Below are 26,797 nucleotides of genomic sequence, written 5' to 3'. Positions count from 1 at the left end.
TGGATCAGGCCTCGACGCGCTGGCCCTTGCCGATGACGACGATGCCGTTGTCGGAGACGGTGTAGCGCTGGCGGTCCTTCTCCAGGTCGACGCCGATCTCGGCGCCCTCCGGAACGTAGACGTTCTTGTCCAGGATGGCCCGCCGGACCACGGCGTGCCGGCCAATCTCGACGCCCTCCATGAGCACCGCGCCGTCGACGTGCGCCCAGGAGTGCACCTTCACCTTCGGCGAGACGATCGAGTTCTCCACCAGCGAGCCGGAGATCACCGCGCCTGGCGAGACCATCGAGCCGACCGCCCGGCCGACCCGCTCGCCCCACTGGTGGACGAACTTCGCCGGCGGGTACGGCGGCTGCATGCTGTAGATCGGCCAGTCGAAGTTGTAGAGGTTGAACACCGGGTGCACGTTGATGAGGTCCATGTGGGCGTCGTAGAAGGAGTCGAGCGTCCCCACGTCGCGCCAGTAGCCGCGGTCCCGGTCGGTGCTGCCGGGCACCTCGTTGTCCTTGAAGTCGTAGACGTTCGCCTCGCCGCGCTCGACCAGCATCGGGATGATGCTGCCGCCCATGTCGTGCTTGCTGGTCTTGTCCTCGGCGTCGCGCTCGACGGCCTCGCACAGCGCCTTCGTGCTGAAGACGTAGTTGCCCATCGAGGCGTAGATCTGGTCGGGCGCGTCGGGCAGCCCCACGGCGTCGGTGGGCTTCTCGCGGAACGCCCGGATCCGCCTGCCGTCCTCGCCGACCTCGATGACGCCGAACTGGTCGGCCATCGACAGCGGCTGCCGGATGCCGGCCACGGTCACGGCGGCGCCGGAGGCGATGTGGTCCTCCACCATCTGCCGCGGGTCCATCCGGTAGATGTGGTCGGCGCCGAAGACGATCACGTGGTCGGGCTGCTCGTCGTTGATGAGGTTGAAGCTCTGGTAGATCGCGTCGGCCGAGCCGGCGAACCACCACGGGCCGCGGCGCTGCTGCGCCGGCACCGGGGTGACGTAGTTGCCGAGCATCGTCGACATCCGCCAGGTCTGGGTGATGTGGCGGTCCAGCGAGTGGGACTTGTACTGGGTCAGCACGACGATCTTGAGATAGCCGGCGTTCGCCAGGTTGGAGAGGACGAAGTCGACCATGCGGTACATCCCGCCGAAGGGGACGGCCGGCTTCGCCCGGTCGGTGGTGAGGGGCATCAGGCGCTTGCCCTCCCCGCCGGCCAGGACGATCGCGAGCACCTTGGCAGCCATGCTCAGACGCTATCCATACCGCACCGACTTCACCACTCGTACGGGCACGTTTCCGCACCCGGTGCGGGGCGCGAAACCGCGCTAGGGTGCCGGGCATGAGCGATTCCGCACGGCTGCGCGTCGACCTGCTGACCCGGGAGTACCCGCCGGAGGTCTACGGCGGCGCCGGGGTGCACGTCGAGTACCTGGCGCGCGAGCTGCGGCGCCTCGCCGACGTGCGCGTGCACTGCTTCGGCGGGCCCCGCGACGAGCCGGGCGTCACGGCGTACGCCGAGCCCGCGGCGCTGGCCGGCGCGAACCCCGCGCTGCGCACCATGGGCGTCGACCTGGAGATGGCCGCCGGCACGGCCGGCACCGACGTCGTGCACAGCCACACCTGGTACGCCAACCTGGCCGGACACACCGCGAAGCTGCTGCACGGGGTGCCGCACGTGGTGACCGCGCACAGCCTGGAGCCGCTGCGCCCGTGGAAGGCCGAGCAGCTCGGCGGCGGCTACGCGCTCTCGTCGTGGTGCGAGCGGGTCGCCTTCGAGGCCGCCGACACGGTCATCGCCGTGAGCGAGGGGATGCGGCGCGACGTGCTGACCGCGTACCCGGAGGTCAACCCGGACCGGGTGCGGGTCGTCTACAACGGCATCGACACCGCGCAGTACGCCCCGGATCCCGGCACCGACGTGGTGGACCGGCTCGGCATCGACCCGGCCCGCCCCAGCGTGGTCTACGTGGGCCGGATCACCCGGCAGAAGGGCCTGCCGTACCTGCTGCGGGCGGCCCGGGAGCTGCCGGCCGACACCCAGCTCGTGCTGCTGGCCGGCGCCCCCGACACCCCGGAGATCGCGGCCGAGGTGGAGGGCCTGGTCGCCGAGCTGCGGGCCGGCCGCTCGGGCGTGATCTGGATCGCCGAGATGCTGCCCAAGCACGAGGTGATCCAGGTGCTCACCCACGCCACCATCTTCGTCTGCCCGTCCGTCTACGAGCCCATGGGCATCGTCAACCTGGAGGCGATGGCGTGCGAGACGGCCGTGGTGGCCACCGCCACCGGCGGCATCCCCGAGGTGGTCGCCGACGGCGAGACCGGGCTGTTGGTCCCCATCGAGCAGGCCGGCGACGGCAGCGGCCGGCCGCTGGACCCGGAGCGCTTCGTCGCCGACCTGGCGGCGACCATCAACGACCTGCTCGCCGACCCGAAGCGGGCCGAGGAGTTCGGTCTCGCCGGCCGCCGCCGGGCCGTCGAACACTTCTCCTGGGACACCATCGCGCAGCGGACGCTGGAGGTGTACCGGTCGGTGGGCGCCGCCGGCTGACCCGAGCGCGAAGCGATCTCGGGCAGTAGGTTGAACCGGTGACTGGACGGTTCCCGATCGAAGACGTCTCCCCCGTCGTCGCCTGCGGTCGCTACCCGGCCAAGGCGGTGGTCGGCGAGATCGTGCCCGTGTCGGCCCGCGCCTACCGCGAGGGCCACGACGCGCTCGGCTGCAACGTCGTCTGGCTCGGCCCGGACGGCGCCGCCCGCCCCTTCACCCGGATGCGCCCCGGCGAACCCGGCCAGGACCGCTGGCACGCCACCATCCGCCCCGACGCGGTCGGCACCTGGCGGTTCACCGTGGAGGCGTTCCAGGACCCGTACCTGACCTGGCAGAACGCCGTCACCAAGAAGGTCGCCGCCGGCCAGGGCCCGGCCGAGCTGGCCAACGACCTGGCCGAGGGCGCCCGGGTCCTCGAAGCCGCCCTCGACCTCGTGCCGAAGGACGACCTGGACCGGGTGCGGGCCGCGGTCGCCGCGCTGCGCGACGACGACGAGGAGCTGCCCCGCCGGGTCGGCCCGGCGCTCGACCTGGCCCCCCTGCTCTGGGACCACCCGGTTCGCGAGCTGGTCACTACCGGCGACGAGCACATCCTCTGGGTCGACCGGCCGCGGGCGCTCTTCTCCGCCTGGTACGAGTTCTTCCCCCGCTCCGAGGGCGCGATCCCGGCCACCGTCGACGCGCCCGCCCGGTCCGGCACCTTCGTCACCGCCCTGGAGCGCCTGCCCGGCGTCGCCGCCATGGGCTTCGACGTGCTCTACCTGCCGCCGATCCACCCCATCGGCCGGGTCAACCGCAAGGGCCCCAACAACGCGCTCACCGCCGGGCCCGACGACGTGGGCTCGCCGTGGGCGATCGGCGCGGCCGAGGGCGGCCACGACGCCATCCACCCCGACCTGGGTACGCCGGAGGACTTCCGCGACTTCATCGCGGCGGCCGCCGAGCAGGGCCTGGAATTGGCCATGGACCTGGCGTTGCAGTGCGCCCCGGACCACCCGTGGGTGACCGAGCACCCGGAGTGGTTCACCACCCGGGCCGACGGCAGCATCGCGTACGCGGAGAACCCGCCGAAGAAGTACCAGGACATCTACCCGCTGAACTTCGACAACGACCCGGAGGGCATCCGGGCGGAGATCCTGCGGGTGGTGCTGCACTGGGTCGGCGAGGGCATCCGGATCTTCCGGGTCGACAACCCGCACACGAAGCCGTTCGACTTCTGGCACTGGCTCATCTGGGAGGTCAAGAAGGTCGACCCGGACGTGCTGTTCCTCGCCGAGGCGTTCACCCGCCCGGCGATCATGCACGGCCTCGGGAAGATCGGCTTCACCCAGTCGTACACCTATTTCACCTGGCGCACGTCGGCGGCCGAGATGCGGGAGTACTGCGCGGAGCTGGTCGCGGCGGCCGACTACATGCGACCCAACTTCTGGCCCAACACGCCGGACATCCTGCACGAGTCGCTCCAGCACGGCGGCCCGCCGATGTTCAAGATCCGGGCGGTGCTGGCCGCGCTGCTCTCCCCCTCCTGGGGCATCTACGCCGGCTACGAGCTCTTCGAGCACGTCGCCCGCCCCGGCGCCGAGGAGTACCTGGACAACGAGAAGTACGAGCTGCGCCCCCGGGACTGGGCCGGCGCGCAGGAGCACGGCCGGTCGCTCGCCCCGTTCATCGCCACCCTCAACCGGGTCCGCCGGGAGAACCCCGCCCTGCACCGGCTGCGCAACCTGCGCTTCCACGACATCGACAACCCGGCCCTGCTCTGCTGGTCCAAACACGACCCGGACACCGGCAACACGGTGATCGTGGTGTGCTCGTTCGACTCCCGGGCCGTGCAGTGGGGCAACACCACGCTGGACATGCCAGCGCTCGGCTTCGACTGGCACGAGCGGTTCACCGTCCACGACGAGCTGACCGGCACCGACTACGACTGGGGGCAGCGCAACGCGGTGCGGCTCGACCCGTACCTGCAACCCGCGCACGTGTTCACGGTGCGCCGGCCCGCCCCGCCGGCCCAGCCCGAGCCCGCGCCGCCGGCGCCCGCGGCGGCCGGCCTGACCGTCGAAGACGTACCCGCCGACCTCTCCGGCGGCACCGCCCCGACCGCACCGGCCGCGAAGGACGACGCACGATGGAGCAGCTGATCGCCGGCCAGGCGCACGACCCGCACGCCACGCTCGGCGCGCACCCCGCCGGGGGGCGCACCACCATCCGTACCCTGCGCCGGGGCGCGGCCGACGTGACGGTGCTCGCCGGCGACGAACGGCACCCCATGAAGCGGGTGCACGACGCGGGCGTCTTCGAGGCCGTGCTACCCGGCGAGGTGCTCGACTACCGGGTCGAGGTCGACGGCACGGTGCACGACGACCCCTACCGCTACCCGCCCACCCTGGGCCAGCTCGACCTGCACCTGATCGGCGAGGGCCGACACGAGCGGCTCTGGGAGGCGCTCGGCGCCCGGGTCTTCGACGAGGGCGTCGCGTTCACCGTCTGGGCGCCCAACGCACGCGGTGTGCGGGTGGTCGGCGACTTCACCGGCTGGGGTCCCGACGACGGCTGGCCGATGCGCTCGCTCGGCTCCAGCGGCGTGTGGGAGATCTTCGTGCCGGGCGCCGCCGTCGGCAGCCGGTACAAGTACCGCATCCTCGGGGCCGACGGGCACTGGCGGGACAAGGCCGACCCGCTCGCCGCCCGCACCGAGGTGCCGCCGGCCACCGCCTCGGTGGTGCACCATTCCCGGTACGCCTGGGGCGACGCCGGCTGGCTCACCCGCCGTTCGCGCCGGCAGCCGCACCAGGAGCCCATGAGCGTGTACGAGGTGCACCTCGGCTCGTGGCGTCCCGGCCTCGGCTACCGGGAACTCGCCGAACAGCTCACCGCGTACGTCACCGAACTGGGCTTCACCCACGTCGAGTTCCTGCCCGTCATGGAGCACCCGTTCGGCGGTTCCTGGGGCTACCAGGTCACCGGCTACTACGCCCCCACGGCCCGGTTCGGCGACCCCGACGAGTTCCGCCACCTGGTCGACCGGCTGCACCAGACCGGCATCGGGGTGATCCTCGACTGGGTGCCGGCGCACTTCCCCAAGGACGAGTGGGCCCTGGCCCGCTTCGACGGCACCCCGCTCTACGAGCACCCCGACCCGCGCCGCGGCGAGCACCCCGACTGGGGCACGTACGTCTTCGACTTCGGCCGCCGCGAGGTGCGCAACTTCCTGGTCGCCAACGCCCTCTACTGGCTGGACGAGTTCCACGTCGACGGCCTGCGGGTCGACGCGGTCGCCTCGATGCTCTACCTGGACTACTCCCGGCAGGAGGGCCAGTGGGCGCCCAACGTGCACGGCGGCCGGGAGAACCTGGAGGCCATCGCGCTGCTCCAAGAGGTCAACGCCACCGTCTACAAGCACCACCCCGGTGTCGTGATGGTCGCCGAGGAGTCCACGGCCTGGCCGGGCGTCACCCGCCCGACCGCCGAGGGCGGGCTGGGCTTCGGCTTCAAGTGGAACATGGGCTGGATGCACGACACCCTGCTCTACACCTCCAAGGACCCGATCTACCGGCAGCACCACCACCATCAGCTCACCTTCTCCCTGGCGTACGCCTGGAGCGAGAACTACGTGCTGCCGATCAGCCACGACGAGGTGGTGCACGGCAAGGGCTCCCTCACCGGCAAGATGCCCGGCGACACGTGGCAGCGCCTGGCGAACGTGCGGGCGCTGCTCGCGTACATGTGGGCGCACCCCGGCAAGCAGCTGCTCTTCATGGGCTGCGAACTCGCCGACGACCGCGAGTGGAGCGAGGAGCGCGGCCTCGACTGGTACCTGCTGCACGACCCGGCGCGGGCCGGCGTGCAACGCCTCGTCGGCGACCTGAACCGGGTCTACCGGGAGACCCCGGCGCTCTGGGCACAGGACACCGACCCCGCCGGCTTCCGCTGGATCGCCGGGGACGACGTCGCCCACAACGCCGTCTCGTTCATCCGGATCGCCCCCGACGGCCAGACCCTGGTCTGCGTGGCCAACTTCTCCGCGCTGCCGCTGGAGGGCTACCGGGTCGGCCTGCCCGCCGGTGGCACGTGGACCGAGCTGCTCAACACCGACGCCCACCACTACGGCGGGTCCGGGGTGGGCAACCTCGGGTCGGTGCAGGCGGAGAGCGTGCCGTGGCACGGGATGCCGGCGTCGGCGGCGCTGCGCGTGCCGCCGCTGGGCGTCCTCTGGCTCCGCCCCGCCTGACCCCCGCTTGGCCCGCGTCGCTTGGCCCGGCCCGCTTGACCCACGTCGCTTGGCCCGCCCCGCTTGACCCACGTCGCGTGATCGACTCCAGCTCGACGGGCTGGCGGCATCAGCGCGGCGTGGATACCGCCACCTCCCGCGAGCTGGCGTCGACCGGCCGTCACTCAAGGATGACGCTGCGTCGAGAAATCGGGGTGACAGCTGTGCGCGCCTGAACGGGCGGGGCGGTTCGGCCGTACCGCTGGACGGATGCCGGACACCCGACGGACGAGGCGGAGGACCTTCGATGGCGTGGAGCAGAGGCACAACCAGGCGGCGAGGAACGGCGACCAGCTCCCGGAACCGGAAGATCGCGGGCGGCGTGGCGCTGGCGATGACGGCCGGGGCGGCGTTCGCGGTCGCGACCGGCACCGGCCAGGCCGCCGAGAACTGCCAGGGCCTGGACACCGCCCTGCGCAACAACCTGACCTTCATCGCCGGTCAGCGCCAGAACCCGGACGCCAACTCGGCGGCCCGGATCGCCAACCGGCAGGCCGTGGTCGACCTCATCCAGCAACGCCGGGCCGCGGCCGGCTGCACCGGCACGGTCGAGGTGGCCGGGGCGGCGTGCCCCGAGGTGCCGTGGGAGCAGGCGATGGCCACCCAGCTCGACCGGGCCTGGGCGGTCACCGGACAGATGCGGGGCGAGCGCTCCGGCCAGCTCGTCGACCCGCGGGTGACCGAGGCGCGGGTGAAACGGCTCGCGAGCCTCTTCGGCGGCGTCCGCGGAATCGTGCAGGGCGCCCAGGACGCACAGGCCGGGAAGGCCGGAGCTGCGGCCGACGGAACCCAGGCGCCTGGGGGCGCAGCCGGGGCACCCGGAGGTGCCGCCGACGATGCGGGCAGCGCTGGCAACGCCGGTGACGCCGGCAACGCGGGCAGCGCTGGCAACGCCGGTGACGCCGACAACGCGGGCGGCGCTGGCAACGCCCGTGACGCCGGCAACGCGGGCGGCGCGGCGAGTGGGGCGGATCGGGCTGCCAACATCATCAACGCGATCGGCGGCCTGCTGGAGCAGATCGCCGCCATCGTGCAGGCGGCCCAGCAGGCCGACGGCGACCAGCAGGCAGGCGATGGCCAGCAGGCAGGCGACGAGCAGGCAGGCGGCCAGCAGGCAGGCGACGAGCAGGCCGGCCAGGAGGCGGGCGACGAGCAGGGCGTCGGCGAGGACAGCGCGGGCCAGCAGAGCGGCGACGCCGGCGCAACAGCCGATCAGCAGGGCGCGGCCGAGCAGCAGGACGAGCAGGCGGCCGCCGGGCAGCAGAACGGCGGTCAGGCCGCGGACGAACAGCAGGATGCAGCCGCCGGGAAGCAGATCGCCCAACGGATTCAGCAGGTCCGAGCGCGCATCCAGCAGCTCCGGGCGATCGTCCAGCAGATCCGTGCCGCCCGCCAGGCCGCGGCCAAGCAGCGCGGCCAGGGCCAGAACGCCGGCCAGGGCCAGGGGAAGGGCCAGGGCATGGGTCAGGGCCAGGACGCCGACCAGGCGGGCGGTGGACAGGACGCCGGCTCGGGCGTGGACGAGGCGGCTCAGGGCCAGGGCATGAACCAGGCCGGCCAGGGCCAGGGCATGGGTCAGGGCAACCAAGGCAAGGGTAGGGGCCAAGGCCAGGGCAAGGGCCAGGCCGGCCAGAAGCAGGGAATGAACCAGGCGGGCCGGAATCAGGGCCAGGCGTACATGGTGGCCGACCCGAGCGTGCCGGGCTGCGCCCCGGGCGACCCCGGCCAGGACGCCGGAGCCGGGAGCTCTGACAGCGGCCAGCAGAGCGGCTCGAAAGCACCCGACATGACCGCCGACCCGGCCAAGGAAGGCACGACCGAAACCACCACCAACTAGCCCTCAACCAACCGACGAGCGGCGACAAACCCCGTCATCCCCGATCGATCATGAAGTTGGCGGCACTGAAGGAGATCATCTTCGCCGCCAACTTCATGATCGACGGTGCAGGCCAGGCGGCGGGCCGCCAGGCGGCGGGAGACCAGGCGGAGGCGGGGAGGGCGGGCGGGAGGGTCAGACCAGGCCGGCTTCGCGGAGGAGTTTCCAGAGGCCGGCACCGTCCGGGGCGGCCAGCCACTTCTGGCCCACCGGGCCGGCGGAGGGGCGCCCCGCGGGCGTGGGCAGGCTGCCGGCGAGCACCGACTGGGTGGGCGAGAGCCGGCGGATCGCCACCCCGGCCACGTTGTCCGGGTGGGCGGCGGCGAACTCGCGGTAGATCTCCTGGTCGTGCTGCCCGTCGTCGCCGATGAGCAGCCAGCGGACGTCGGGAAACTCCCGGGCCAGCCGGGCCAGCGTGGCCCGCTTGTGCTCCCGGCCGCTGCGGAACCAACGGTCGGCGGTCGGCCCCCAGTCGGTGAGCAGCAGCGGGCCGGCCGGGTAGAGATGCCGGGACAGGAACCGGGTCAGCGTGGGCGCGACGTTCCAGGCGCCGGTGGAGAGGTAGAAGACCGGGGCGCCGGGGTGGGCGGTGACCAGGCGCTCGTACAGCACCGCCATGCCGGGGACGGCGGCCCGGGCGTGCTCGTCGAGGACGAAGGTGTTCCACGCGGCGAGCAGGGGCCGGGGCAGCGCGGTCACCATGACCGTGTCGTCGATGTCGGAGAGGATGCCGAAGCGGACCTCCGGGTCGAGGATGCGGACCAAAGCCTCCACCGGCTCGGCGTCGGGCACGCTGAGGCGTACGCAGCCCCAGCCCGGGGTGAAGTCGGCCTTGATGACGGCGTCCACGAATCCGCTGCGGTCGGCGGTCGCCTCCTGGCTGACGCCGCCGGCCTCGATGGTGACCTTCGCGTGCTTGGCGGGCAGCGTGGTGAAGCTGCGCCAGCCCCGGACCTTCTCCAGCCGGCCGCGCTGCCGGGTGTCCGGGCGGCCGAGCAGCACGCGGCCGAGCACCCGCGCCCAGCCCGGGGCGCCGTACCCGGCGTACGCGACGATGTTGATCTGCCACCCGGTGCGCCGCAGCCGCCGCGCCACCAGGTTGTGCAGCGCGTCCTCGATCCGCGCGGCGTGGTGCAGCTGCGGCACGGCCAGTTGGTCCGGTGGTGTGGGTGGCACGCTGTCACCCTGCCACAACCCGCGCCGTCCGGCCACGCGAGTGGTCTGGGCCGATCCACCCCGCCGCCCGGCGCCCCCGTGTCAGACTGCGGTCGAGGCGACGACGGGGGCGTTGGTCGTGTCGACACCAGAGCGGGACCCGGGACGGTGGCGTCCGGCGCTGGACCGGCCGGCGCTGGTGGCGCTGGTGCTCGGCGCGGCCGGGGTCGGCTACCGGCTGGTGTTGACCCTGCTCACCCTGCCCACCTCGAACAGCGACGAGGCGACCTTCGGGCTGGCGGCCCTGCACATCGCCGGCGGGCATGAGCGGCCGGTCTTCCTCTACGGCCAGCGCTACATGGGCGTGCTGGAGTCCTACCTGGCGGCCCCGCTGGTGGGCTGGGCGGGAGCGAGCTGGCCGCTGCTGCGGCTGCCGTTGCTGGTGCTGTTCGCGGTCTTCCTGTGGCTGGCGTACCGGTTGACCCGCCGGCTCTTCTCGCCCTGGCTGGCCACCCTCGTGGTGGGCCTGCTGGCGCTCGGCTCCGAACGGGTCGTCCGCGACCAGCTCACCGTGGTCGGCGGCCGGCCGGAGGTGAAGCCGGCGGTGCTGGCCATGCTGCTGATCGCGGTCGCCCTCGGCGAGCGCCGGGTCCGGCACCGCTGGCTGGCCACCGGCCTGTTCGGGCTGCTGGCCGGGCTGGCGCTCTGGTCGGACTGGTTGATCGTGCCCTACCTCGCGGTGGCCGGGCTGGTGCTGGTCTGGGCCGCGCCGCGGGACCTGGTGGGCTGGCCGGGGGTGCTGCTGGTGGCGGGCTTCCTGGTCGGGGTCGCGCCGGTTGTCAAGGACAACCTGGTCGCGCCGGACGGGCAGGACTCGCTGTCGGTGTTCCGGGAGATCAGTACCAAGGAGGGGGCGACGCCGTCGCTGTCGGAGCGGCTGCACGGCGGGCTGCTGGAGGGGGTGCCACTGGCCTCCGGCCTCTGCCCCATGGACGGCTGCGCCCGCTGGGCCCAGTGGTTCGGGCTGCTCTACCCGGCGCTGCTGGTGGCCGCCACCGTGCTCGGGCTGGTCGCGCTCCGCCGGGCCACCGACCCGGCCGCGCGGGTCCGGGCCGTGGCGATCCTCGCCCTGGTCGTCGGTGCGGCGTTGACCCTGCTGGCGTACGTGCGCAGCCCGCTCGCCGCGACCGACCCGCTGGGCAACGCGCGGTACCTGTCGGTGCTCCAGATCTCGCTGCCGGTGGTGCTCTGGCCGCTCTGGCGGGCCGCCGCGCGCGCGGTGCGGGCCACGGCGGGCGGGGTGGCCCGGGCGGGCGGTGTGCTGGCCGCGCTGGTGCTGGCCGCGCTGGTGGCCGCCACGCTGGCCGGCACGGTGGCGTTCGTGGCGGACGCCCCGGCGCTGCGGGCCGAGGAGCGCCAGGCCCGGGAGCTGGCCGACGCGGTGCGCCGGGCCGGCCTGCGCGAGGTGTACGGGGACTACTGGACCTGCAACCGGTTGATCTTCAACACCGGTGAGGCGGTGGTCTGCGCGGTGCTCGACGGCGACCTGAGCCCCGGCCAGAACCGCTACCCGGCGTACTGGAAGCGGGTGGGGCGGGCGGCCCGGCCCGGGTACGTGGTGGCCGTCGGCTCGTCGGCGGAGCGCGGGCTGCGCCGGCTGCTCGGCGACCGGGCCGACGCGGCGGTGGTGGCCGAGGTCGGCGGCTATCGGGTGTACCACCCGGAGGCCGCCGTGCGGCCGTGGCGCTGAACCCGCGCCGTACGCTGTGCCGATGCTCATCCTGCTGCCCCCGTCGGAGGGGAAGGCCGAGGCCGGCACGGGCCGGCGGCTGGACCTGTCGAAGCTCTCGCTGCCGGAGCTGAACCCGGCCCGGGAGGCGGTGCTGGCCGCCCTCGTCGACCTGTGCGCCGGCCCGGACGAGGCGGCGGCCCGGCACGCGCTGGGCCTGAGCGAGGGGCAGCGCGGCGAGCTGCGGCGCAACGCGCGGCTGCGGGCGGCGGCCACGGCGCCGGCCGGCCGGATCTACACCGGGGTGCTCTACGAGGCCCTCGACCTGGCCACGCTGCCGCCGGCGGCGGAGCGGCTGGCCCGCCGCTCGGTGCTGGTCAGCTCGGGCCTCTGGGGCGCGGTACGCCTCACCGACCGGATCCCGCCCTACCGCTGCCCGATCGGGGCGCGGCTGCCGGGGATCGGGGCGCTGGGCGCGTACTGGCGCCGGTCGCTGGCGTCCGCCATGGCGACGGCCGCCGGAACCGGCCCGGTGCTGGACCTGCGTTCCGGCGCGTACGCGGCCACGTGGGCGCCGCGCGGGACGGTGGCCGAGCGCACCGTGACGGTGCGGGTGCTGCACGAGCGGGAGGTCGACGGGGTGCCGACCCGGTCGGTGGTCAGCCACTTCAACAAGGCCACCAAGGGCCGGCTGGTCCGCGACCTGCTCACCGCCGGCGCTCGCCCGCGCACCGCCGACGCGCTCGTCGGGGCGCTGCGCGAGCTGAAGTACGCGGTCGAGGAACAGCCGCGGGTCGCCGGCCGGCCCCGGCAGCTCGACGTGGTGGTCACCGAACTCTGAGCGCCGGTTGCCGCAAATTTTGCTCAAGGCTCGGGCGCAGCGGTTTCGCGGCGTAGACGCCGGGGTCACGGTTAGGGAGCCCCGCCACCGACCAAGGAGCTGTTCCGATGGCCCCCGAGTCCGCCACCCTGCTCGACCGGCCCCGCCGGTCGACACCGCCCCCGCCGCTGGACTGGCTCACCCTGGCCGACGCCTTCGAGGTCGCCTGCCTGCTGCGCTGCACCCCGCCGCCGGCCACCGACGCCCGTCGGGGCGACGCCGGGACCTACCGGGGCGGGGTCGCGGAGTTCAATCGCCAGGACACGGCGCACCGGATGCGGCAGCTGCTGGAGCGGCTGGACGTGCCGGTGGAGCACGAGCTGACCACGGGCGGGCTGCGCCGCCGGTACGAGCTGCACCGGCTGTCGGTGCCCCGGGAGCACCGGTCGGCGTACGCGGCGCTGCTGGAGGCCGGCTGGCGGCAGGGGCGCCGCGAGCTGCTCGGCGGGCCCTTCCCCGGCGCCTCCACGGCCCGCCGGGTGTGGCGGCCCCGGCTGGCCGCCGCGGCGTGGCGGGCGGCGCTGCTGGCCGGCGGGCGGCACGTGCGCCGGCACAGCCTCGGCATCCGCCTGGCCGACCGGGACCTGGCCGCCGTGCTGGTCCGGAGTGCGGCGCTGCTGGACGTCCCGGCCGTGCTCAGGCCCGGCTCGGGCTGCTTCCTGGTGAGCGTGGCCAACGGCCCGCACCGGGCGCGGATCACCGAGAGCGCGGCGCTGGCCCCGGCGGCCGCCTGCTGACCCCACCCGCCCGCGGCGTCACCCGGCCCGGCCCCCGGCTGCACCGCGGGGGCGGCTCCGGGCGCCGCGGTGCGCGGCCGGGCTTGCGCGGCGGGTGCCTCCCGGCGCAGAGTGCAGCCCGTGAGCCGACACTGGTCTGTGCGCGGCCGGCGCCGGACCGCGGCCCCGCTGGCGCTCCTCCTGCTGCTCGTGGCCGGCCTGGCCGGATGCCGGGACGAGCCCCGCGAGCCGGTGCGGATCCGGATCGCCACCGGTAGCCCCACGGCGGTCTACCACGCCTTCGGCCAGTCGCTGGCCGCCCTGCTCAACCGCGAGCTGCCCGGCGTGCAGGCCAGCGTGGTGGTGACCGCGGCGTCCGCGCAGAACGTCCGGCTGGTCGGCTCGGGCGAGGCGGAGCTGGGCTTCACCCAGGCCGACGTGCTGCCGCCCCACGCGCCGGAGCACCCCGCGGTGCTGGCCGTGGCCCGCGTCTACGACGACCTGCTGCACCTGGTCACCACGGCCGGCGGCCCGGTGCGCACCCTCGCCGACCTGCGGGGCCGGCGGGTGTCGGTGGGCGCGAACGGCTCCGGCACCGAGGTCACCGCCCAGCGGCTGCTGGCCGTGGCCCAGCTCGGCGGTCAGGTACGCCAGGAGCACCTCGGCCTGGACGACTCGGTGGCGGCCCTGCGCGCCGGCCGGATCGACGCCTTCTTCTTCTCCGGCGGCCTGCCGGTGCGCGGTGTCGCGGAGCTGGCCGGCAGCACCTCGGTGCGGATGGTCGAGCTGGGCGACTGGACCGAGCCGCTGCGCCGCGCGTACGGGCAGGTCTACGTCACCCGGGACATCCCCCGCTCGGTCTACCGGGCGGAACCGGTCAGCACGGTGGCGAACCCGAACTACCTGATCGCCCGCGCCGACCTGCCGGCGGCGCTGGTACGCGAGGTGACCCGGCTGCTCATGGACCGCCGGGAGGAACTAGCCGCCGCGCATCCGGCCGCCGGCCGGATGAGTCCCCGGGCCGCGATCGTCACCACCCCGCTGCCGCTGCACCCCGGCGCGGCCGACTGGTACCGGGCCACCAAGCCCTGAGGCGTGCTCAGCGGCGGCCGGCCTCGGAGCCGACCGGTTCGGCCGGGTCGTCCCCGAGCGCCGGACCGGGCTCGTCCGGCTCGGGCAGCTCGTCGTCCGGGGCCGGGAACCACAGCTCGGCGACCAGCCCGCGCGGCTCGCCCTGGCGCATGGTCAGCCGGCCGTCGGAGGCGTCGACCAGCACGGCCACGATGGTCAGGCCGAGCCCGGCGCCGTCCACGTTCTGCACGTCCGGTGCCCGCCAGAACCGCTCGGTGGCCTGGTCGAGCTGGCTGGCCGTCATGCCGGGGCCGGTGTCCCGCACCTCCAGCGTGACCCCGCCGTCGGCCGCCCGTACGGTCACCGTGACCGCTCCCCCGGCGCCGCTGAACTTGACCGCGTTGTCGATCAGCGCGTCGAGCGCCTGGTCGATGGCGGTCGGCACGGTCCGGGCGTACGCGGGGGTGCCGGTGCCGTGGAGCGCGAGGGTGACCGACCGGTGCCGGGCCAGCGGCAGCCACGCGGCGACCCGGGAGGCGGCGATCCCGGCGGCGTCCACGGTGACCCGCTGGTTCTCCTCCCGCTCGGCCCGGGCCAGGGTCAGCAGCGCGTCGAGCACGGTGGCCAGGCGGTCGGTCTCCTCCAGCGCGAGCCGGTGCTCGGCCCGGCCGTCGGGGTCGGTGAGGCTCGGCCCCAGCTCCTCCACGCGCAGCCGCAGCGCGGTCAGCGGGTTGCGCAGCTGGTGGCTGGCGTGCGCGACGAACGCCCGCTGCCGGTCCATCACGTCGGAGACCGCGTCGGCCATGTCGTTGAAGCTGGTGGCCAGCCGGCGCAGTTCGGGCGGGCCGAGCCGGGGACGGACCCGGGCCCGCCGGTGTCCCCCGGCGATCTCGTGGGTGACCGCGTCCAGCTCGGTGACCGGGCGCAGCACCCAGCCGGCCAGCCCGAACGCGGTGAGGACGCAGGCCAGCACCACGAGCAGGCCGATGCCCGCGAGCAGCAGCCACCAGGCCGTGACGGTGCGGCGCACCTTGGCAGCCGGGGTGGTGGTGACCACGGCGCCGAGCACCTCGCCGCCGTCGTTGATCGGGACCGCCACCACGACCGGCCCGTCCACCCAGGGGCGGACCGCGTCCGGCAGGCTGAACTGCTGCCCGGCCAGCGCGGTGTCCAGCGCCAGGTCGGTGACCGCGCCGACCTGCCAGCGCGTCGAGGCGACCACGGTCCGGCGGTCCCGGTCCACGACCGCCGCGCCGATGCCGTAGAGGTCGTCGTAGGCGGCCAGTTCCGCGTCCAGCGGGCCCGGGGTGCCGCCGCGCAGCGCGGGGCCGGCCAGCGACGCGAACCGGGTGGCGTCGGCGAGCCGGTCGGCACGGACCCGCTCGGTCTCCCGGGTGGCCAGGGTGGCCGCGAGCGGGGTCTCCAGGGCGAGCAGCACGAGCACCATCAGCAGCAGGTAGCTGATCACCAGTCGGCGGCGCACAGCGGGCCCCTCACTCGCCGCGGAGCCGGTAGCCGACCCCGCGGACGGTCTCCACCAGCGTCGGGTCGCCGAGCTTGCCGCGCAGCGAGCCCACGTGCACCTCCACGGTGTGCCGGTCCGCCCAGGTGGTGCCCCAGACGTCGAGCAGGATCCGGTCCCGCGGCACGGCGACCCCGGGCTGGCGGGCCAGGGAGACCAGGATGTCGAACTCCTTGCGGGTGAGCGGCACGGGCCGGCCGGCCACCGTGACCGTCCGGCCGCCCACGTCGATGCGGACGGCGCCGGCCTCGATGAGGGTGCGCTCCGGCGCGGTGTGGGCGGCCCGGCGCAACACCGCCTCGATCCGCGCCTGCAGTTCCACCATCGAGAACGGCTTGACCACGTAGTCGTCGGCGCCGAGCCGCAGCCCGAGCACCCGGTCGCGTTCCTCGCCCCGGGCGGTCACCGCGATGATGCCGAGCTGGCTGCTGCGCCGGCGCAGCTCCCGGCACAGGTCGGTGCCGTCGCCGTCCGGCAGGGTCAGATCGAGCAGCACCAGGTCGCAGGGCGCGGCGGACAACGCGGCCCCGACGGTGGCGGCGTGCTCCACCTCGTACCCGCGCCGGGTGAGCGCGGACGACAGGGCGGCGGCCACCCGCCGATCGTCCTCGACCAGGAGGATCCGCACCCCGTGCCTCCAACCGTTCGACGTGCTGCCCTGCGAATGGTGGCAGACGGGGCGGCGGTACGGGAGGGCGGTGGCGGGTCGGGCCTCTAGGCTGCGGTGGTGATCTACAAGATTCTGGCCGACAGCGAGTGGGAGCAGGCGCGGGCGGCCGGGCGGTTCACCGGCACCGCCATGGACCGCCAGGACGGCTACATCCACCTGTCCGCGGCGGCCCAGGTGGTGGAGACGGCGCGCCGGTTCTTCGGCGGGGCCACCGGCCTCACCGTGCTGGCGGTGGACGAGACGCGGCTCGGCGACGCGCTGCGGTGGGAGGAGTCCCGCGGCGGCGCGCTCTTCCCGCACCTCTACGCGGCGCTCCCGGTGGACGCGGTGGTGGCCGCGCACCCGCTGCCCGCCGACCGACCCGCCGCCGACGCGGTGGCCGAGCTCGTGGCCTGACGGCTCGCTATGCTCGTCGGGCCCGCGCGCCGGCTCCGGGAGCCCGGTGCGGCCGGGTGGTCCTGGCCCGGCCCGGGCGCGCGCGGCGGTCCGCCGGCGCGGCCGTCCGGCACCGACGGCGCGACGACGCGCCCTGCGACGATGCGAGTTGACATGACTGACACCAACGACCGGTCCGCCTCCGTCTTCGTCCACCCGACGGCCGACGTGGAGCCCGGCGCCGAGGTCGGCGACGGCACCAAGGTCTGGCACCTGGCCCACATCCGGTCGAGCGCGCACGTCGGCGCCGGCTGCGTGATCGGCCGGAACGTGTACGTCGACGCGCACGTCACCGTCGGCGACCGGGTGAAGATCCAGAACAACGTGTCGGTCTACCAGGGCGTGACCATCGAGGACGAGGTCTTCGTCGGCCCCTGCGCGGTGTTCACCAACGACTTCCGCCCGCGCGCCCAGAACCCGGACTGGACCATCACCCCGACCATGGTCCGCCGGGGCGCCTCGATCGGCGCCAACGCCACCCTGGTCTGCGGCATCGAGGTGGGCGAGTACGCGATGATCGCCGCCGGCTCCGTGGTCACGAAGGACGTCAAGCCGTACCAGCTGGTGGCCGGCAACCCGGCCCGGCCCAAGGGCTGGGTCGACGAGAAGGGCGAGGTCGTCTCCCGGGACGTCGACAACCCGCCGCACCAGGGCTGAGCACGCGGCGGGGCCGGCCAGCCGCACGGCCGGGCCGGGCGGCGCGACGCAGCGGGCCCCGGCCGTCGGAACGGCCGGGGCCCGTGAGCGGGGACGGTCGGGTCAGCCGCCGATGACCACCCGGCGGACGCCGGTCCAGCGCGCGGGGTCGGTGACCCGGCGGCCGTCGACCAGCACCGTCACGCCCGGCAGGTCGGCCGGGGTGAGGTTGCGGTACTCGGCGTGGTCGGCCTGGATGACCGCGGCGCCGACCGGCTCGCCCTCGTAACCGGGCAGGCCGTGCGCGGCCAGTTCCTCGTTGGTGTACATGGGGTCGGAGACGTACGGAACGGCGCCCCGCGCGCGCAGCGCCTCGACGGTCGGGAACACGCCGGAGAACGCGGTCTCCTTGACGCCGCCCCGGTAGGCCGCGCCCAGCACCAGCACGCCCACCCCGGTCAGGTCCCCGTACGCGGCCGCGAGCAGGTCGACGGCGTAGTCCGGCATGGCGGCGTTGGCCTCGCGGGCCGAGCGGACCACGGTGGCGGCCGGGTCGTTCCACAGGTACATCCGCGGGTAGATCGGGATGCAGTGGCCGCCCACGGCGATGCCGGGCGAGTGGATGTGGCTGTACGGCTGGGTGTTGCAGGCCTCGATGACCTTGGTGACGTCGACGCCCACGGTGTCGGCGAAGCGGGCGAACTGGTTCGCCAGGCCGATGTTGACGTCGCGGTAGGTCGTCTCGGCGAGCTTGGCCAGCTCGGACGCCTCGGCCGAGCCGAGGTCCCAGACGCCGTTCGGGCGGTCGAGGTCGGCCCGCTCGTCGAAGTCGAGCACCGCCTCGTAGAAGCGCACGCCGTGCTCGGCCGACGCCTCGTCGATGCCGCCGACCAGCTTCGGGTAGCGGCGCAGGTCGGCGAAGACCCGGCCGGTGAGCACCCGCTCCGGGCTGAACACCAGGTGGAAATCCGTGCCGGCGGTGAGGCCGGAGCCCTCCTCCAGCATGGGGGCCCAGCGGTTGCGGGTGGTGCCGACCGGCAGGGTGGTCTCGTAGCTGACCAGGGTGCCCGGCTTGAGGCCGCGCGCGATGGCCCGGGTGGCGTCGTCCATCCAGCCGAAGTCCGGCACGCCCTCGGCGTCCACGAAGAGCGGGACGACCACGACGACGGCCTCGGACTCGGCCACCGCGGCGGCGGTGTCGGTGGTGGCCGACAGCAGCCCGGCGGCGACCGCCTCCTTGAGCTTGACGTCCAGGTCGGCCTCGCCGGGGAACGGCACGGCACCGTCGTTGACCAACTGGACGACCCGCTCGGAGACGTCGGCACCGATCACCCGGTGCCCCTTCGAGGCGAACTGCACGGCGAGCGGCAGACCGATCTTGCCGAGCGCGACGACGCAGATGTTCATGAAACTACTTTCCTCCTAGGGGAAGCCGGCGGCGAAGGCGGGCCACCACGCGGCGCAGCGTCACCGGCGAGACGGTGAACGCCAGTTGACCTCTGTGGTTGTTGGTGACGGTGACGAGATGGAACTGGCCACCGTCGCGGTGCAGTACCCGCTGCACCGTCGCCGGCCGCGGGCCTCGTAGCGGGGTGCCGGGACCACCGGCCACCCGGGCACGGACCGCCCGGGTACCCCCGGCCGGGCCCAGCGCGGCCACCAGGTCCTGGACCCGGAACGTGGCGTCCACGGTCGTGCCCATCGGGTCCGGCGGCAACGGCCGCACAGCGGCCTCCACGTCACCCACGAACACGGAGAGGTCACCGCCGACCAGTTCGGCGAGGTCGGAGCGGGGGCTCCGGGCGAAGACCTGGATCCCCCGATCACCGTCGGCTCCGGTGACCCAGCGTACCGACACCGCGTCCAGCCTGGCGAGCCACCGCGTCGCGGAGGTGTCCAGCTCGAACCACTCGTCGGCGACACCCGACTCCGGATCACCGAAGCCCGGGTAGGCCGCGTACCAGTGCTGATCCTTGACCACCGTGGGCGGGAGCCCGTCCTTCGGGTCCTGCCCGATGATGGCCAGGAGGTCCGCCCGCCGCCCGTACGCGGCGGTGCCGAGCCGCACCCGCGCCGCGATCTCGAGCCCGTCGCGGATGCGATCGGTCAGGTGCTCCCGGACGAGCTTGCCGACGCGGCCGCGGATCTGCTCCTGGGCGTCGGGTTCGAGCTCGAGGTAGTCGGACCGGAACAGCTTGGTGAGCTCCCACGCGAAGTGTCGCCGGAGCACCGCGTCGCGCCGCTCCCCCGGCTCGATCAGCCCGGCGACGAACCGGACGACGCGCTCGGCGCAGTCCAGGCGGGCCAGGTGGTCGCTGCGGTAGGTGATGTTGCCGGCGTTGAGCCGCTTGACCGCGTAGTAGTAGTCGTAGTCGGCGAGCACGGAGATGCGGCCGGCCCGGAAGCACGCCTCCAGCGTGAACGGCTGATCGCTGCCGACCGCCATGTCCTCCGGGAACCGCAGGTTGTGCCGCTCCACCAGCTCGCGCCGGAAGAGCTTGGTGTTGGACAGGGCGAACGGCAGCGCCGAGGTGAACAGGTCGACGTCGGACCGGGTCCGCTCGAAGATCTCCTGGTGCACGTACCGCTTGTTGACACCCACCATCCGGCCGAGCACCACGTCCGAGCCCCACCGGTCGGCGGCCGCCACCATCCGCTCCAGCGCCTCCGGGCCGAGGTGGTCGTCGGCGCCGATGAAGAACACGTACCGCCCGGTGGCGAGCTCCAGCGCCCGGTTGCTGGGCGCCGCCGGACCGCCGGAGTTGTCCTGGTGCCGGACCTTGATCACATCGGGGTGGGCCGCGGCGAAGCGGTCCAGCTCGGCGCCGCTGCCGTCGGTCGAACCGTCGTCCACCGCAACGATCTCGAGCCGGTCGTGCCCGATCGTCTGGTTGACGAGGGATTCGAGGCAGGTGGTGAGATCCGGCATGGTGTTGTAGACCGCGATGACGACGGTCACGTCCGGCTGCGTCACCGGCCTGCCGCCTTCCGCGGCCGTGGCCCGGAGCCGATCATGGCGTCGCCCCGCCCCGGGTCGCCCGCCCGCAGGCCTGCCGCCGCGATCGTGCTGTCAGAACCCATGCCCGTCCGTCTCCGTGTCAACCAGCACCGCACCCGCGGACCCGAGCGAGTCTACGACAACCGGGCCGCCGGAAGTCTCCACCACTGGGTGTTCCGGGCCGCGTCGCGGCCATTGCTACCCTGCCTGCGGCTCCTGAGCGTGACCCGCTCCACGTCACCGCAGGCCAGCCGCCGAAGCCGGGCCGGTCAGGGCACGGCGGACACCACGCGGACAGGACTCGGAGATGACGCTGCTGACGAGCGAGGAGCACCGGCCGCCGGAGTCGGCGACCGCGGACCGGCCCGCCCGCGCCACCGCCTCGGCCCGGCTGGCCGCCGCCTTCCGGTCGGCCCTGCCCGCGCTCGCGGGCTACGTGGTCGTCCGACTGGTCGGGCTGGTCACCCTCTACGTCTGGGCCCGCAACGTCGGCGAGCGGCCCGGCAGCCTGCTGACCGAATCCGACGGCAGGTGGTACCTGGGTATCGCCGAGCACGGCTACGACGCGTTCGAGCGCACGCAGAGCAACATGGCGTTCTTCCCGCTCTACCCCCACCTGGTCGGGGCGCTCGAACCGCTGACCCCGCTCGGGGCCCGCAACACGGCCCTGGCCGTCGCCGCCGTCGGGGCGCTCGCCGCCGCCTGGGGCCTGTTCGCCGTCGGCGAACACGTGTACGACCGGCGGGTCGGCATCCTGCTCGCCGTGCTCTGGGGTGCGCTGCCGCACAGCATCGTCCAGTCGATGAGCTACAGCGAGGGGATCTTCACCGCCTTCGCGGCGTGGTCCCTCTACGCCCTGCTGCGCGCCAACTGGATCACCGCGGGGCTGCTCTGCCTGTGCGCCGGTCTCACCCGGCCGACCGGCTCGGCACTGGTCGCGGCGGTCGGTCTCGCCGCGTTGATCGCGGTGCTGAAGCGCCGGGACGGCTGGCGGCCCTGGGCGGCGCTGCTGCTCGCCCCGGCGGGCTGGGTCGGCTACCTCGCCTGGGTCGGCTGGCGCACCGGGCGCCCGGACGGGTGGTTCCACATCCAGGACGCCGGCTGGGGCACCACGTTCGACCTGGGCGTGGACACGGTGCGGGTGGGCCAGCGGGTCCTCGCGCATCCGTCCGCGCTGGCCATGTACGTGGTGACCCTGGTGGTGCTGGTGGCCGTGGCGTTGTTCGTGATCAGCCTGATCGACCGGCAGCCGTGGCAGCTCCTGCTGTACAGCGGGCTGGTCCTGGCCACGACGCTCGGCGCCGCCGGCTACTACCACGCCAAGGCCCGCTTCCTGCTGCCCGCCTTCCCGCTGCTGCTGCCGGTCGCGGTCGCGCTGGCCCGGGCGGGCCGGGCGCGGGCGATCACCGTCCTGGCGACCCTGACCATCCTCTCCGCCTACTTCGGCGGGTACGTCCTGATGATCTGGAACCGCTCCCCGTGAGCGCGCCGCGGCCGCCCGGCCCCGGGCGGCTCAGCGGCTGAACGGCCGCACGTCCCAGAGCCAGACGTCGTCCACCCGCCGGCCCGGGCCGTACAGCGCGTCGAGCACCGACCGGAGCTCGGCCTGCCGGCGGTGTGCCGGCAGCGCCACGGCGTCCGCCCGCCAGTACCGGGCGTCGGCGCGGGCCTGGGCGATCTCGGCCGGCGTGACCGCAGCGCCGCGCCGGCCCGCGGCCACCTCGGTGAGCAGCTTCGCGGTCGGCTGCGGCTCGACCCCCCAGCGGCCGGTCGCGTCCGTCTTCGAGACCGGAGCGAGGAAGTAGCCCTGCGGGACCGCGAACCCGGCGAGCGCCGCCGAACTCCAGTAGACCGAGGTCATGTTGACCACCGGAACCGGCACCAGGGTACGGCCGGGCGCGACGTGATCCCGCCACGCGCCTCCGGTGACGAAGTGCGGCACCGGCTGACGCCCCTGTGCCGCCAGCGGAGTGGGCAGGATCGGCAGCAGCGCGGCCACCGTCGCCACGCCGGCGAGGCGGAGGAGCAGGCGGTCCCCCGGCTGCCCCGCCCTGCTCCGCGCGACGAGCCGGTCCCCCGCGAGGGCGAGCAGCACGCCGATCGCGCCGGTGGTGATCAGCGCGAAGCGGGCCACCACCACCGAGTCGAAGACCGGCAGGTGCTCCACCAGCGCGAACGGCGCCGGAATGCGGGTCCGTTCGGTGCCCCACGTCCAGGTGGTGCCGATGGACAGCAGCCCGCAGAACACGGCGACCAGGGCGAGCACCCGGACGGTCACCTCCCGGCGCAGCCACCACGCCGCGGCGAGCGCGACCACCAGCAACGACCAGCCGTAGAAGCTGGCCTGCTCGGTGGTGTTCGGCCCCCAGCCGCTGGCGCTGGTCGGGCTGCCGGCGATCGACTCCGTCGCGTAGCGAACGTAGGAGCCGAGCTTCAGCGCGTAGACGTCCGCGGCACCGGGGTGGCCCACCCGGTGCTGCGGACCGGCGAACTGCATCCAGAGCGGGTAGGCGGCCGCGACCGCGACGACGGATCCGGCGACCGCCAGGCCGCCGGCCAGGCGGCCGGCACGGCGCAGCGCCACGCGCGGCTCGACGACGAGGTGGGCGACGACGACCATCAGGCAGCAGAGCGCGAGCAGGAAGAGGATCTCCAGGCTGACGAAGAACTGGGCGGCGATCAGCACACCGAGGAGCAGACCGTCCCGCACCACGCGGCCGTGCCGGGCGAGCACGAGCACCCGCCACCCGATGAACGGGACCAGCCACTGGGCCGTGATGTGCGGATGCCCGTTGCTGTGCGACACGAGGGCCGGCGCGAAAGCGCAGAACACGCCTCCGACGAACGCGGCGAGGCGGGAGCGCACGACGTGCCGGGAGAGCACGTGGTACCAGGCGTAGCCGGTGCCGGCCAGGTTGAGGGTGATGAGGAGCAGGTAGGAGAAGGAGGCCCCGAAGAGCAGGGTGAACGGGGTGAGCACCAGCCCCGGGAGCTGCATGCCGACGTTGGTCATCAGGTTGACGCCGTCGGGCGCGTTCTGCAGCGTCGTGAAGAACGGGTTCTCCAGGTGGCTGACCGCGTGGGCGGCGTACGCCAGCATCCACTCGTTGAAGCCCTGGTCGTCCGGGCGCGTGCCGAGGAGCCGGCCGTCGACGTCCCGCCAGCCGCGCGCCGTCACCAGGAGGGCACCGGCCAGGAACACCGCGGCGACCACGAGGTCGACGGGAACCCGCCGCCACCACCGGGCCGGCGTGCCGGCCCCCGGCGCCCCGGCCGACTGCTCCGCGGTTCCGCTGTCGCCGGAGTCCACCGGCGCCTGCCTGGCGTCGGCGTCGGCGGGAGCGCCGTCGTGGGTTCGGGTCTCGGGCCCGGACGTGGTCATGGCGCAAGAGTCTACGAAACCCGGGCCGGCCGGCCCCGTCCACCCGGCGCCGGCCGGCGGATCAGAAGATGTTGTCGTAGAGGCCCTGGAGCAGGACCGCCTGACCGACCGACACGAGCACCAGCGCGGCGACGACAGCGCCGCGCAGCCAGCGCCGGTCGAACCCGGCGGTCCACCGATCCACCACCAGCCCGGCACAGCCCGCGATCATCGGGTAGAGGAAGGCCCAGGTCCGCTCGATCTCGCCCTGGCGCAGCTTGGTCACCTCGGGCGGCAGGGCCGCCCAGACGAGCAGGCCGAGCACGAGCACCGTCACCAGCAGCGGCCGTCCGGCCCCCGGCACCCGGCGGAACAGCGCGTAGACCCCGAGGGCGGCCAGGGGGACCCCGGCGTACATCAGCAGGGCCGCCGGGTTCCCCAGCAGCCAGTACCAGCGGTAGTTGTTGGACGACGACGAGGGCGAAACCTGGTAGGAGGCGAGGATGTCGAACCCGAGCGTCAGCCAGGCCAGCAGCAGCACCGCCACCCCGCCGCCTGCCGCGGCGGCCAGCAGGCGGACAGCGGTGCGCCAGCCCACCTGGATCACCAGGGCGACGGCCGTGGCGAGCACGATGAACGAGGTGGCGAAGGTCAGCAGGGTGCCGACGCCGAGCACCGCACCCGCGACCGCGGCCACCCGTACCGACCGCCGCTGAGCGGCCAGCACGAACAGCGCCGCGCTCAGCGACATCGGCACCGCGTACACGGTGTCGAGGTTGCTGTACGCGAGCATCAGCGGCCCGGGAGCCGCGGCGAACAGCACCGCGCCGATCCGGCCGGCCCGTTCGCCGCCCAGGGTCCGGCCGATCAGCCAGGCGGAGACCGCCGAGGTGAGGGCGACGACGGCGATGACCGCGGCGATCCGGAGCTCGTGCGACGCGCCGAGGACCCGGAACAGCAGGTAGAGGAAGACGAACACGCCCGCGGGGTGGGTCCGCGAACTGTACGAGTGGAACCGGTCGGTGAGCTCGGCGTGCCGCTCGACGAAACCCCGCAGCCCGTACTCGTAGACCAGGTGCAGGTCGGACGTGTAATAGGGCGACTTCGGACCGGTGTCGATGCCCCGGGTGAGATCACCGGCGTCGCCGCGCACCAGGTTGACCGTGGTCGCGGTGACGGCTCCGGCGAGCACCACGAGCGTGAGCGCCAGCCAGGTCGGCACCCGCCGCCAGGAGGTGATCATCCAGCCCACGCCGGCCAGCAGCACCGCCGCGGGGATCACGGTGAGCGCCAGCCGGTCCCAGACGGGGATCATGATCCCGTAGAGGGGGGGACGGGCGAAGTAGCCGTAGCCGATCGGCGGCAGCACCTTGCTCAGGTGCCAGAAGCCGTACAGCGCCGCACCCGTGAGCACCATGGCGACCACCGGCCAGTACCGCCACCGCACCGTCGGCGTCGACGTCGGCTCAGCCGCCCCGGGCGCCGGGTCGTCGGCCACGGCGGTCGCCACGTCGACGCCCCCGCCGCTGCCCGCCGGATCGTCGCGGGGTGCTTCGTTCACGTAGACTCCCTAGCTCGCAGGCTGAGCCGCCACCGGTCAGGACCGAGGCACACTCTAGGCGACCCCGCTCGGCGCGGGGGGACGTGACCAGCCCGGCGGCGTCCGCATGTCCCGTCGGCTCGGAGAGCGTCGGCGCGGGCCCGGTCACAGGTGGGCGATGTTAGCCTGGGTCGCCCTCAATCCGGCGAGACGGACATCCACGCCGACCGCGGACAGGACAATCGGAGGAATCAGCCACATGAAGGTCGTCAGCATCGTCGGCGCCCGGCCGCAGCTGGTCAAACTCGCCCCGATCGCCGCGGCGTTCGCCGCCACGGACCACGAGCACGTGATCGTGCACACGGGTCAGCACTACGACGCGGACCTCTCCGACGTCTTCTTCTCCGGCCTGGGCATCCCGGACCCGGACGTCCACCTGGGCATCGGCTCGGGCAGCCACGGCGTGCAGACCGGCCGGACCCTGGCCGCGCTCGACCCGGTGCTGGCTGCCGAGCGGCCGGACTGGGTGCTGGTCTACGGCGACACCAACTCGACCCTGGCCGGTGCGCTCTCCGCGGTGAAGATGCACCTGCCGGTCGCCCACCTCGAGGCCGGGCTGCGCTCGTTCAACCGGCGGATGCCGGAGGAGCACAACCGGGTGCTCACCGACCACTGCGCCGACCTGCTGCTCGCGCCGACCGAGGAGGCCGTGCGCCACCTGGCCACGGAGGGGCTGGCGGAGCGCGTCGTCCTGGTCGGCGACGTGATGGTCGACGTCTGCCTCCGCGTGCGCGACGCCGTGCGCGCCGGCGGCCAGCCCCGCCCGCAGCTGCCGGAGGGCATCGACCCGGACGCCCCCTACCTGCTGGCGACGCTGCACCGCGCGGAGAACACCGACGACCCGCGGCGGCTCGGCGCCCTGGTGTCCGCGCTCGCCGAACTGCCCGTGCCGGTCGCGCTGCTGGCGCACCCCCGGCTGCTGGCCAAGGCCGAGGAGCACGGCATCAAGCTGGGTGGTGGGGCCCTGCACGTGGGCCGGCCGTTGCCCTACGCCGGGATGGTCGCCGCGGTGCTCGGCTCCGTCGGTGTGGTCACCGACTCCGGCGGGCTGCAGAAGGAGGCCTACCTTCTGGACCGGCCCTGCACCACGCTGCGGCCGGAGACGGAGTGGGTGGAGACCCTGGCCGACGACTGGAACCGGCTCGTGCCGGACCCGGCCGCGCTCGGTCGCTCCGCCTGGGCCGAGGTGGCCACCCGCAGCCGGCCGGCGGCGGGACGGGGCAACCCGTACGGTGACGGCCGGGCGGCTCAGAACGTCGTGCGGGTCCTGGCCGAACACGTCCGGTGAGCACGGGTCTCCGGGTGGCCGGGCGGCCACCCGGAGACCGGCAGGTCGG

The 26,797-nt window shown here is 74.0% G+C and carries 20 protein-coding genes; 12 read left to right on the top strand and 8 right to left on the bottom strand.

Going from position 1 to position 26,797, the window contains the following annotated elements; translation table 11 throughout:
• Window positions 1–4: 4 nt before the first annotated feature.
• On the bottom strand, window positions 5–1,237 hold the full coding sequence (glgC, locus tag GCE86_RS04030) for a glucose-1-phosphate adenylyltransferase (RefSeq protein WP_091263386.1): 1,233 nt from the start codon (window positions 1,235–1,237) through the stop codon (window positions 5–7).
• A gap of 95 nt (window positions 1,238–1,332) precedes the next feature.
• Between glgC and glgA the strand changes: the two genes are divergently transcribed.
• From glgA to GCE86_RS31780, 4 genes are all read left to right on the top strand, one after another.
• Complete coding sequence (glgA, locus tag GCE86_RS04025; protein ID WP_154225664.1) at window positions 1,333–2,541, top strand: glycogen synthase; 1,209 nt, start codon at window positions 1,333–1,335, stop codon at window positions 2,539–2,541.
• Between the two features lie 38 nt (window positions 2,542–2,579).
• Window positions 2,580–4,682 carry an alpha-1,4-glucan--maltose-1-phosphate maltosyltransferase gene (locus GCE86_RS04020; protein WP_154225663.1) on the top strand — a complete coding sequence of 701 codons (2,103 nt, stop codon included), beginning with the start codon at window positions 2,580–2,582 and terminating at the stop codon, window positions 4,680–4,682.
• Window positions 4,670–6,772: a 1,4-alpha-glucan branching protein GlgB gene (gene glgB / locus GCE86_RS04015; protein ID WP_154225662.1), complete on the top strand. Its 2,103-nt coding sequence runs from the start codon at window positions 4,670–4,672 to the stop codon at window positions 6,770–6,772. The genes GCE86_RS04020 and glgB overlap by 13 nt, the downstream gene beginning before the upstream one ends.
• A gap of 361 nt (window positions 6,773–7,133) precedes the next feature.
• Complete coding sequence (locus tag GCE86_RS31780; RefSeq protein ID WP_204343062.1) at window positions 7,134–8,648, top strand: hypothetical protein; 1,515 nt, start codon at window positions 7,134–7,136, stop codon at window positions 8,646–8,648.
• Between the two features lie 174 nt (window positions 8,649–8,822).
• Here the strand turns inward: GCE86_RS31780 and GCE86_RS04005 are convergent, their stop codons facing one another.
• Window positions 8,823–9,863: an App1 family protein gene (locus tag GCE86_RS04005; RefSeq protein WP_244317173.1), complete on the bottom strand. Its 1,041-nt coding sequence runs from the start codon at window positions 9,861–9,863 to the stop codon at window positions 8,823–8,825.
• A gap of 118 nt (window positions 9,864–9,981) precedes the next feature.
• On the opposite strand from GCE86_RS04005, the gene GCE86_RS04000 reads away from it, so the two are divergent.
• The 4 genes from GCE86_RS04000 (at window position 9,982) to GCE86_RS03985 (ending at window position 14,259) form a co-directional block, all read left to right on the top strand.
• Entirely contained in the window at window positions 9,982–11,592 is a 1,611-nt protein-coding gene (locus GCE86_RS04000; RefSeq protein ID WP_154225660.1) for a hypothetical protein, read from the top strand.
• A 22-nt stretch (window positions 11,593–11,614) separates the two neighbouring features.
• A complete protein-coding gene (gene yaaA / locus GCE86_RS03995) occupies window positions 11,615–12,412 on the top strand; it encodes a peroxide stress protein YaaA (protein ID WP_154225659.1) in 798 nt (265 codons plus the stop codon).
• Between the two features lie 107 nt (window positions 12,413–12,519).
• Window positions 12,520–13,188, top strand: coding sequence for a hypothetical protein (locus tag GCE86_RS03990; RefSeq protein WP_154225658.1), 669 nt, complete (start codon window positions 12,520–12,522; stop codon window positions 13,186–13,188).
• Window positions 13,189–13,308: 120 nt separating this feature from the next.
• Window positions 13,309–14,259 (top strand): TAXI family TRAP transporter solute-binding subunit, encoded by a 951-nt coding sequence (locus GCE86_RS03985; protein WP_154225657.1) that lies wholly within the window; start codon window positions 13,309–13,311, stop codon window positions 14,257–14,259.
• Window positions 14,260–14,266: 7 nt separating this feature from the next.
• Here the strand turns inward: GCE86_RS03985 and GCE86_RS03980 are convergent, their stop codons facing one another.
• Both GCE86_RS03980 and GCE86_RS03975 read right to left on the bottom strand, forming a co-directional pair.
• Window positions 14,267–15,721, bottom strand: a complete 1,455-nt coding sequence (locus GCE86_RS03980; RefSeq protein WP_154225656.1) for a sensor histidine kinase — start codon at window positions 15,719–15,721, stop codon at window positions 14,267–14,269.
• 10 nt (window positions 15,722–15,731) lie between these two features.
• Window positions 15,732–16,388 (bottom strand): response regulator transcription factor, encoded by a 657-nt coding sequence (locus tag GCE86_RS03975; RefSeq protein ID WP_154225655.1) that lies wholly within the window; start codon window positions 16,386–16,388, stop codon window positions 15,732–15,734.
• A gap of 99 nt (window positions 16,389–16,487) precedes the next feature.
• Between GCE86_RS03975 and GCE86_RS03970 the strand changes: the two genes are divergently transcribed.
• A complete protein-coding gene (locus GCE86_RS03970) occupies window positions 16,488–16,826 on the top strand; it encodes a DUF952 domain-containing protein (protein ID WP_154225654.1) in 339 nt (112 codons plus the stop codon).
• A 153-nt stretch (window positions 16,827–16,979) separates the two neighbouring features.
• The gene (locus tag GCE86_RS03965) at window positions 16,980–17,522 is read left to right on the top strand and encodes an acyltransferase (protein WP_154225653.1); all 543 of its coding nucleotides are present in this window, start codon (window positions 16,980–16,982) and stop codon (window positions 17,520–17,522) included.
• A 102-nt stretch (window positions 17,523–17,624) separates the two neighbouring features.
• Here the strand turns inward: GCE86_RS03965 and GCE86_RS03960 are convergent, their stop codons facing one another.
• Window positions 17,625–18,908, bottom strand: coding sequence for a nucleotide sugar dehydrogenase (locus GCE86_RS03960; RefSeq protein WP_154225652.1), 1,284 nt, complete (start codon window positions 18,906–18,908; stop codon window positions 17,625–17,627).
• A gap of 4 nt (window positions 18,909–18,912) precedes the next feature.
• Window positions 18,913–20,475 carry a glycosyltransferase family 2 protein gene (locus GCE86_RS03955; protein ID WP_154225651.1) on the bottom strand — a complete coding sequence of 521 codons (1,563 nt, stop codon included), beginning with the start codon at window positions 20,473–20,475 and terminating at the stop codon, window positions 18,913–18,915.
• Window positions 20,476–20,806: 331 nt separating this feature from the next.
• On the opposite strand from GCE86_RS03955, the gene GCE86_RS03950 reads away from it, so the two are divergent.
• The gene (locus tag GCE86_RS03950) at window positions 20,807–21,982 is read left to right on the top strand and encodes a hypothetical protein (protein ID WP_154225650.1); all 1,176 of its coding nucleotides are present in this window, start codon (window positions 20,807–20,809) and stop codon (window positions 21,980–21,982) included.
• A gap of 30 nt (window positions 21,983–22,012) precedes the next feature.
• Here the strand turns inward: GCE86_RS03950 and GCE86_RS03945 are convergent, their stop codons facing one another.
• Window positions 22,013–23,881, bottom strand: coding sequence for a DUF6311 domain-containing protein (locus GCE86_RS03945; RefSeq protein WP_154225649.1), 1,869 nt, complete (start codon window positions 23,879–23,881; stop codon window positions 22,013–22,015).
• 61 nt (window positions 23,882–23,942) lie between these two features.
• Window positions 23,943–25,421, bottom strand: coding sequence for a glycosyltransferase family 39 protein (locus GCE86_RS03940; RefSeq protein WP_154225648.1), 1,479 nt, complete (start codon window positions 25,419–25,421; stop codon window positions 23,943–23,945).
• Between the two features lie 238 nt (window positions 25,422–25,659).
• Between GCE86_RS03940 and wecB the strand changes: the two genes are divergently transcribed.
• A complete protein-coding gene (gene wecB / locus GCE86_RS03935; protein ID WP_154225647.1) occupies window positions 25,660–26,748 on the top strand; it encodes a non-hydrolyzing UDP-N-acetylglucosamine 2-epimerase in 1,089 nt (362 codons plus the stop codon).
• Window positions 26,749–26,797 lie beyond the last annotated feature (49 nt).

It is taken from the genome of Micromonospora terminaliae (assembly GCF_009671205.1).
Lineage (GTDB): Bacteria > Actinomycetota > Actinomycetes > Mycobacteriales > Micromonosporaceae > Micromonospora > Micromonospora terminaliae.
This window is presented reverse-complemented; position numbering and strand designations above follow the sequence as displayed.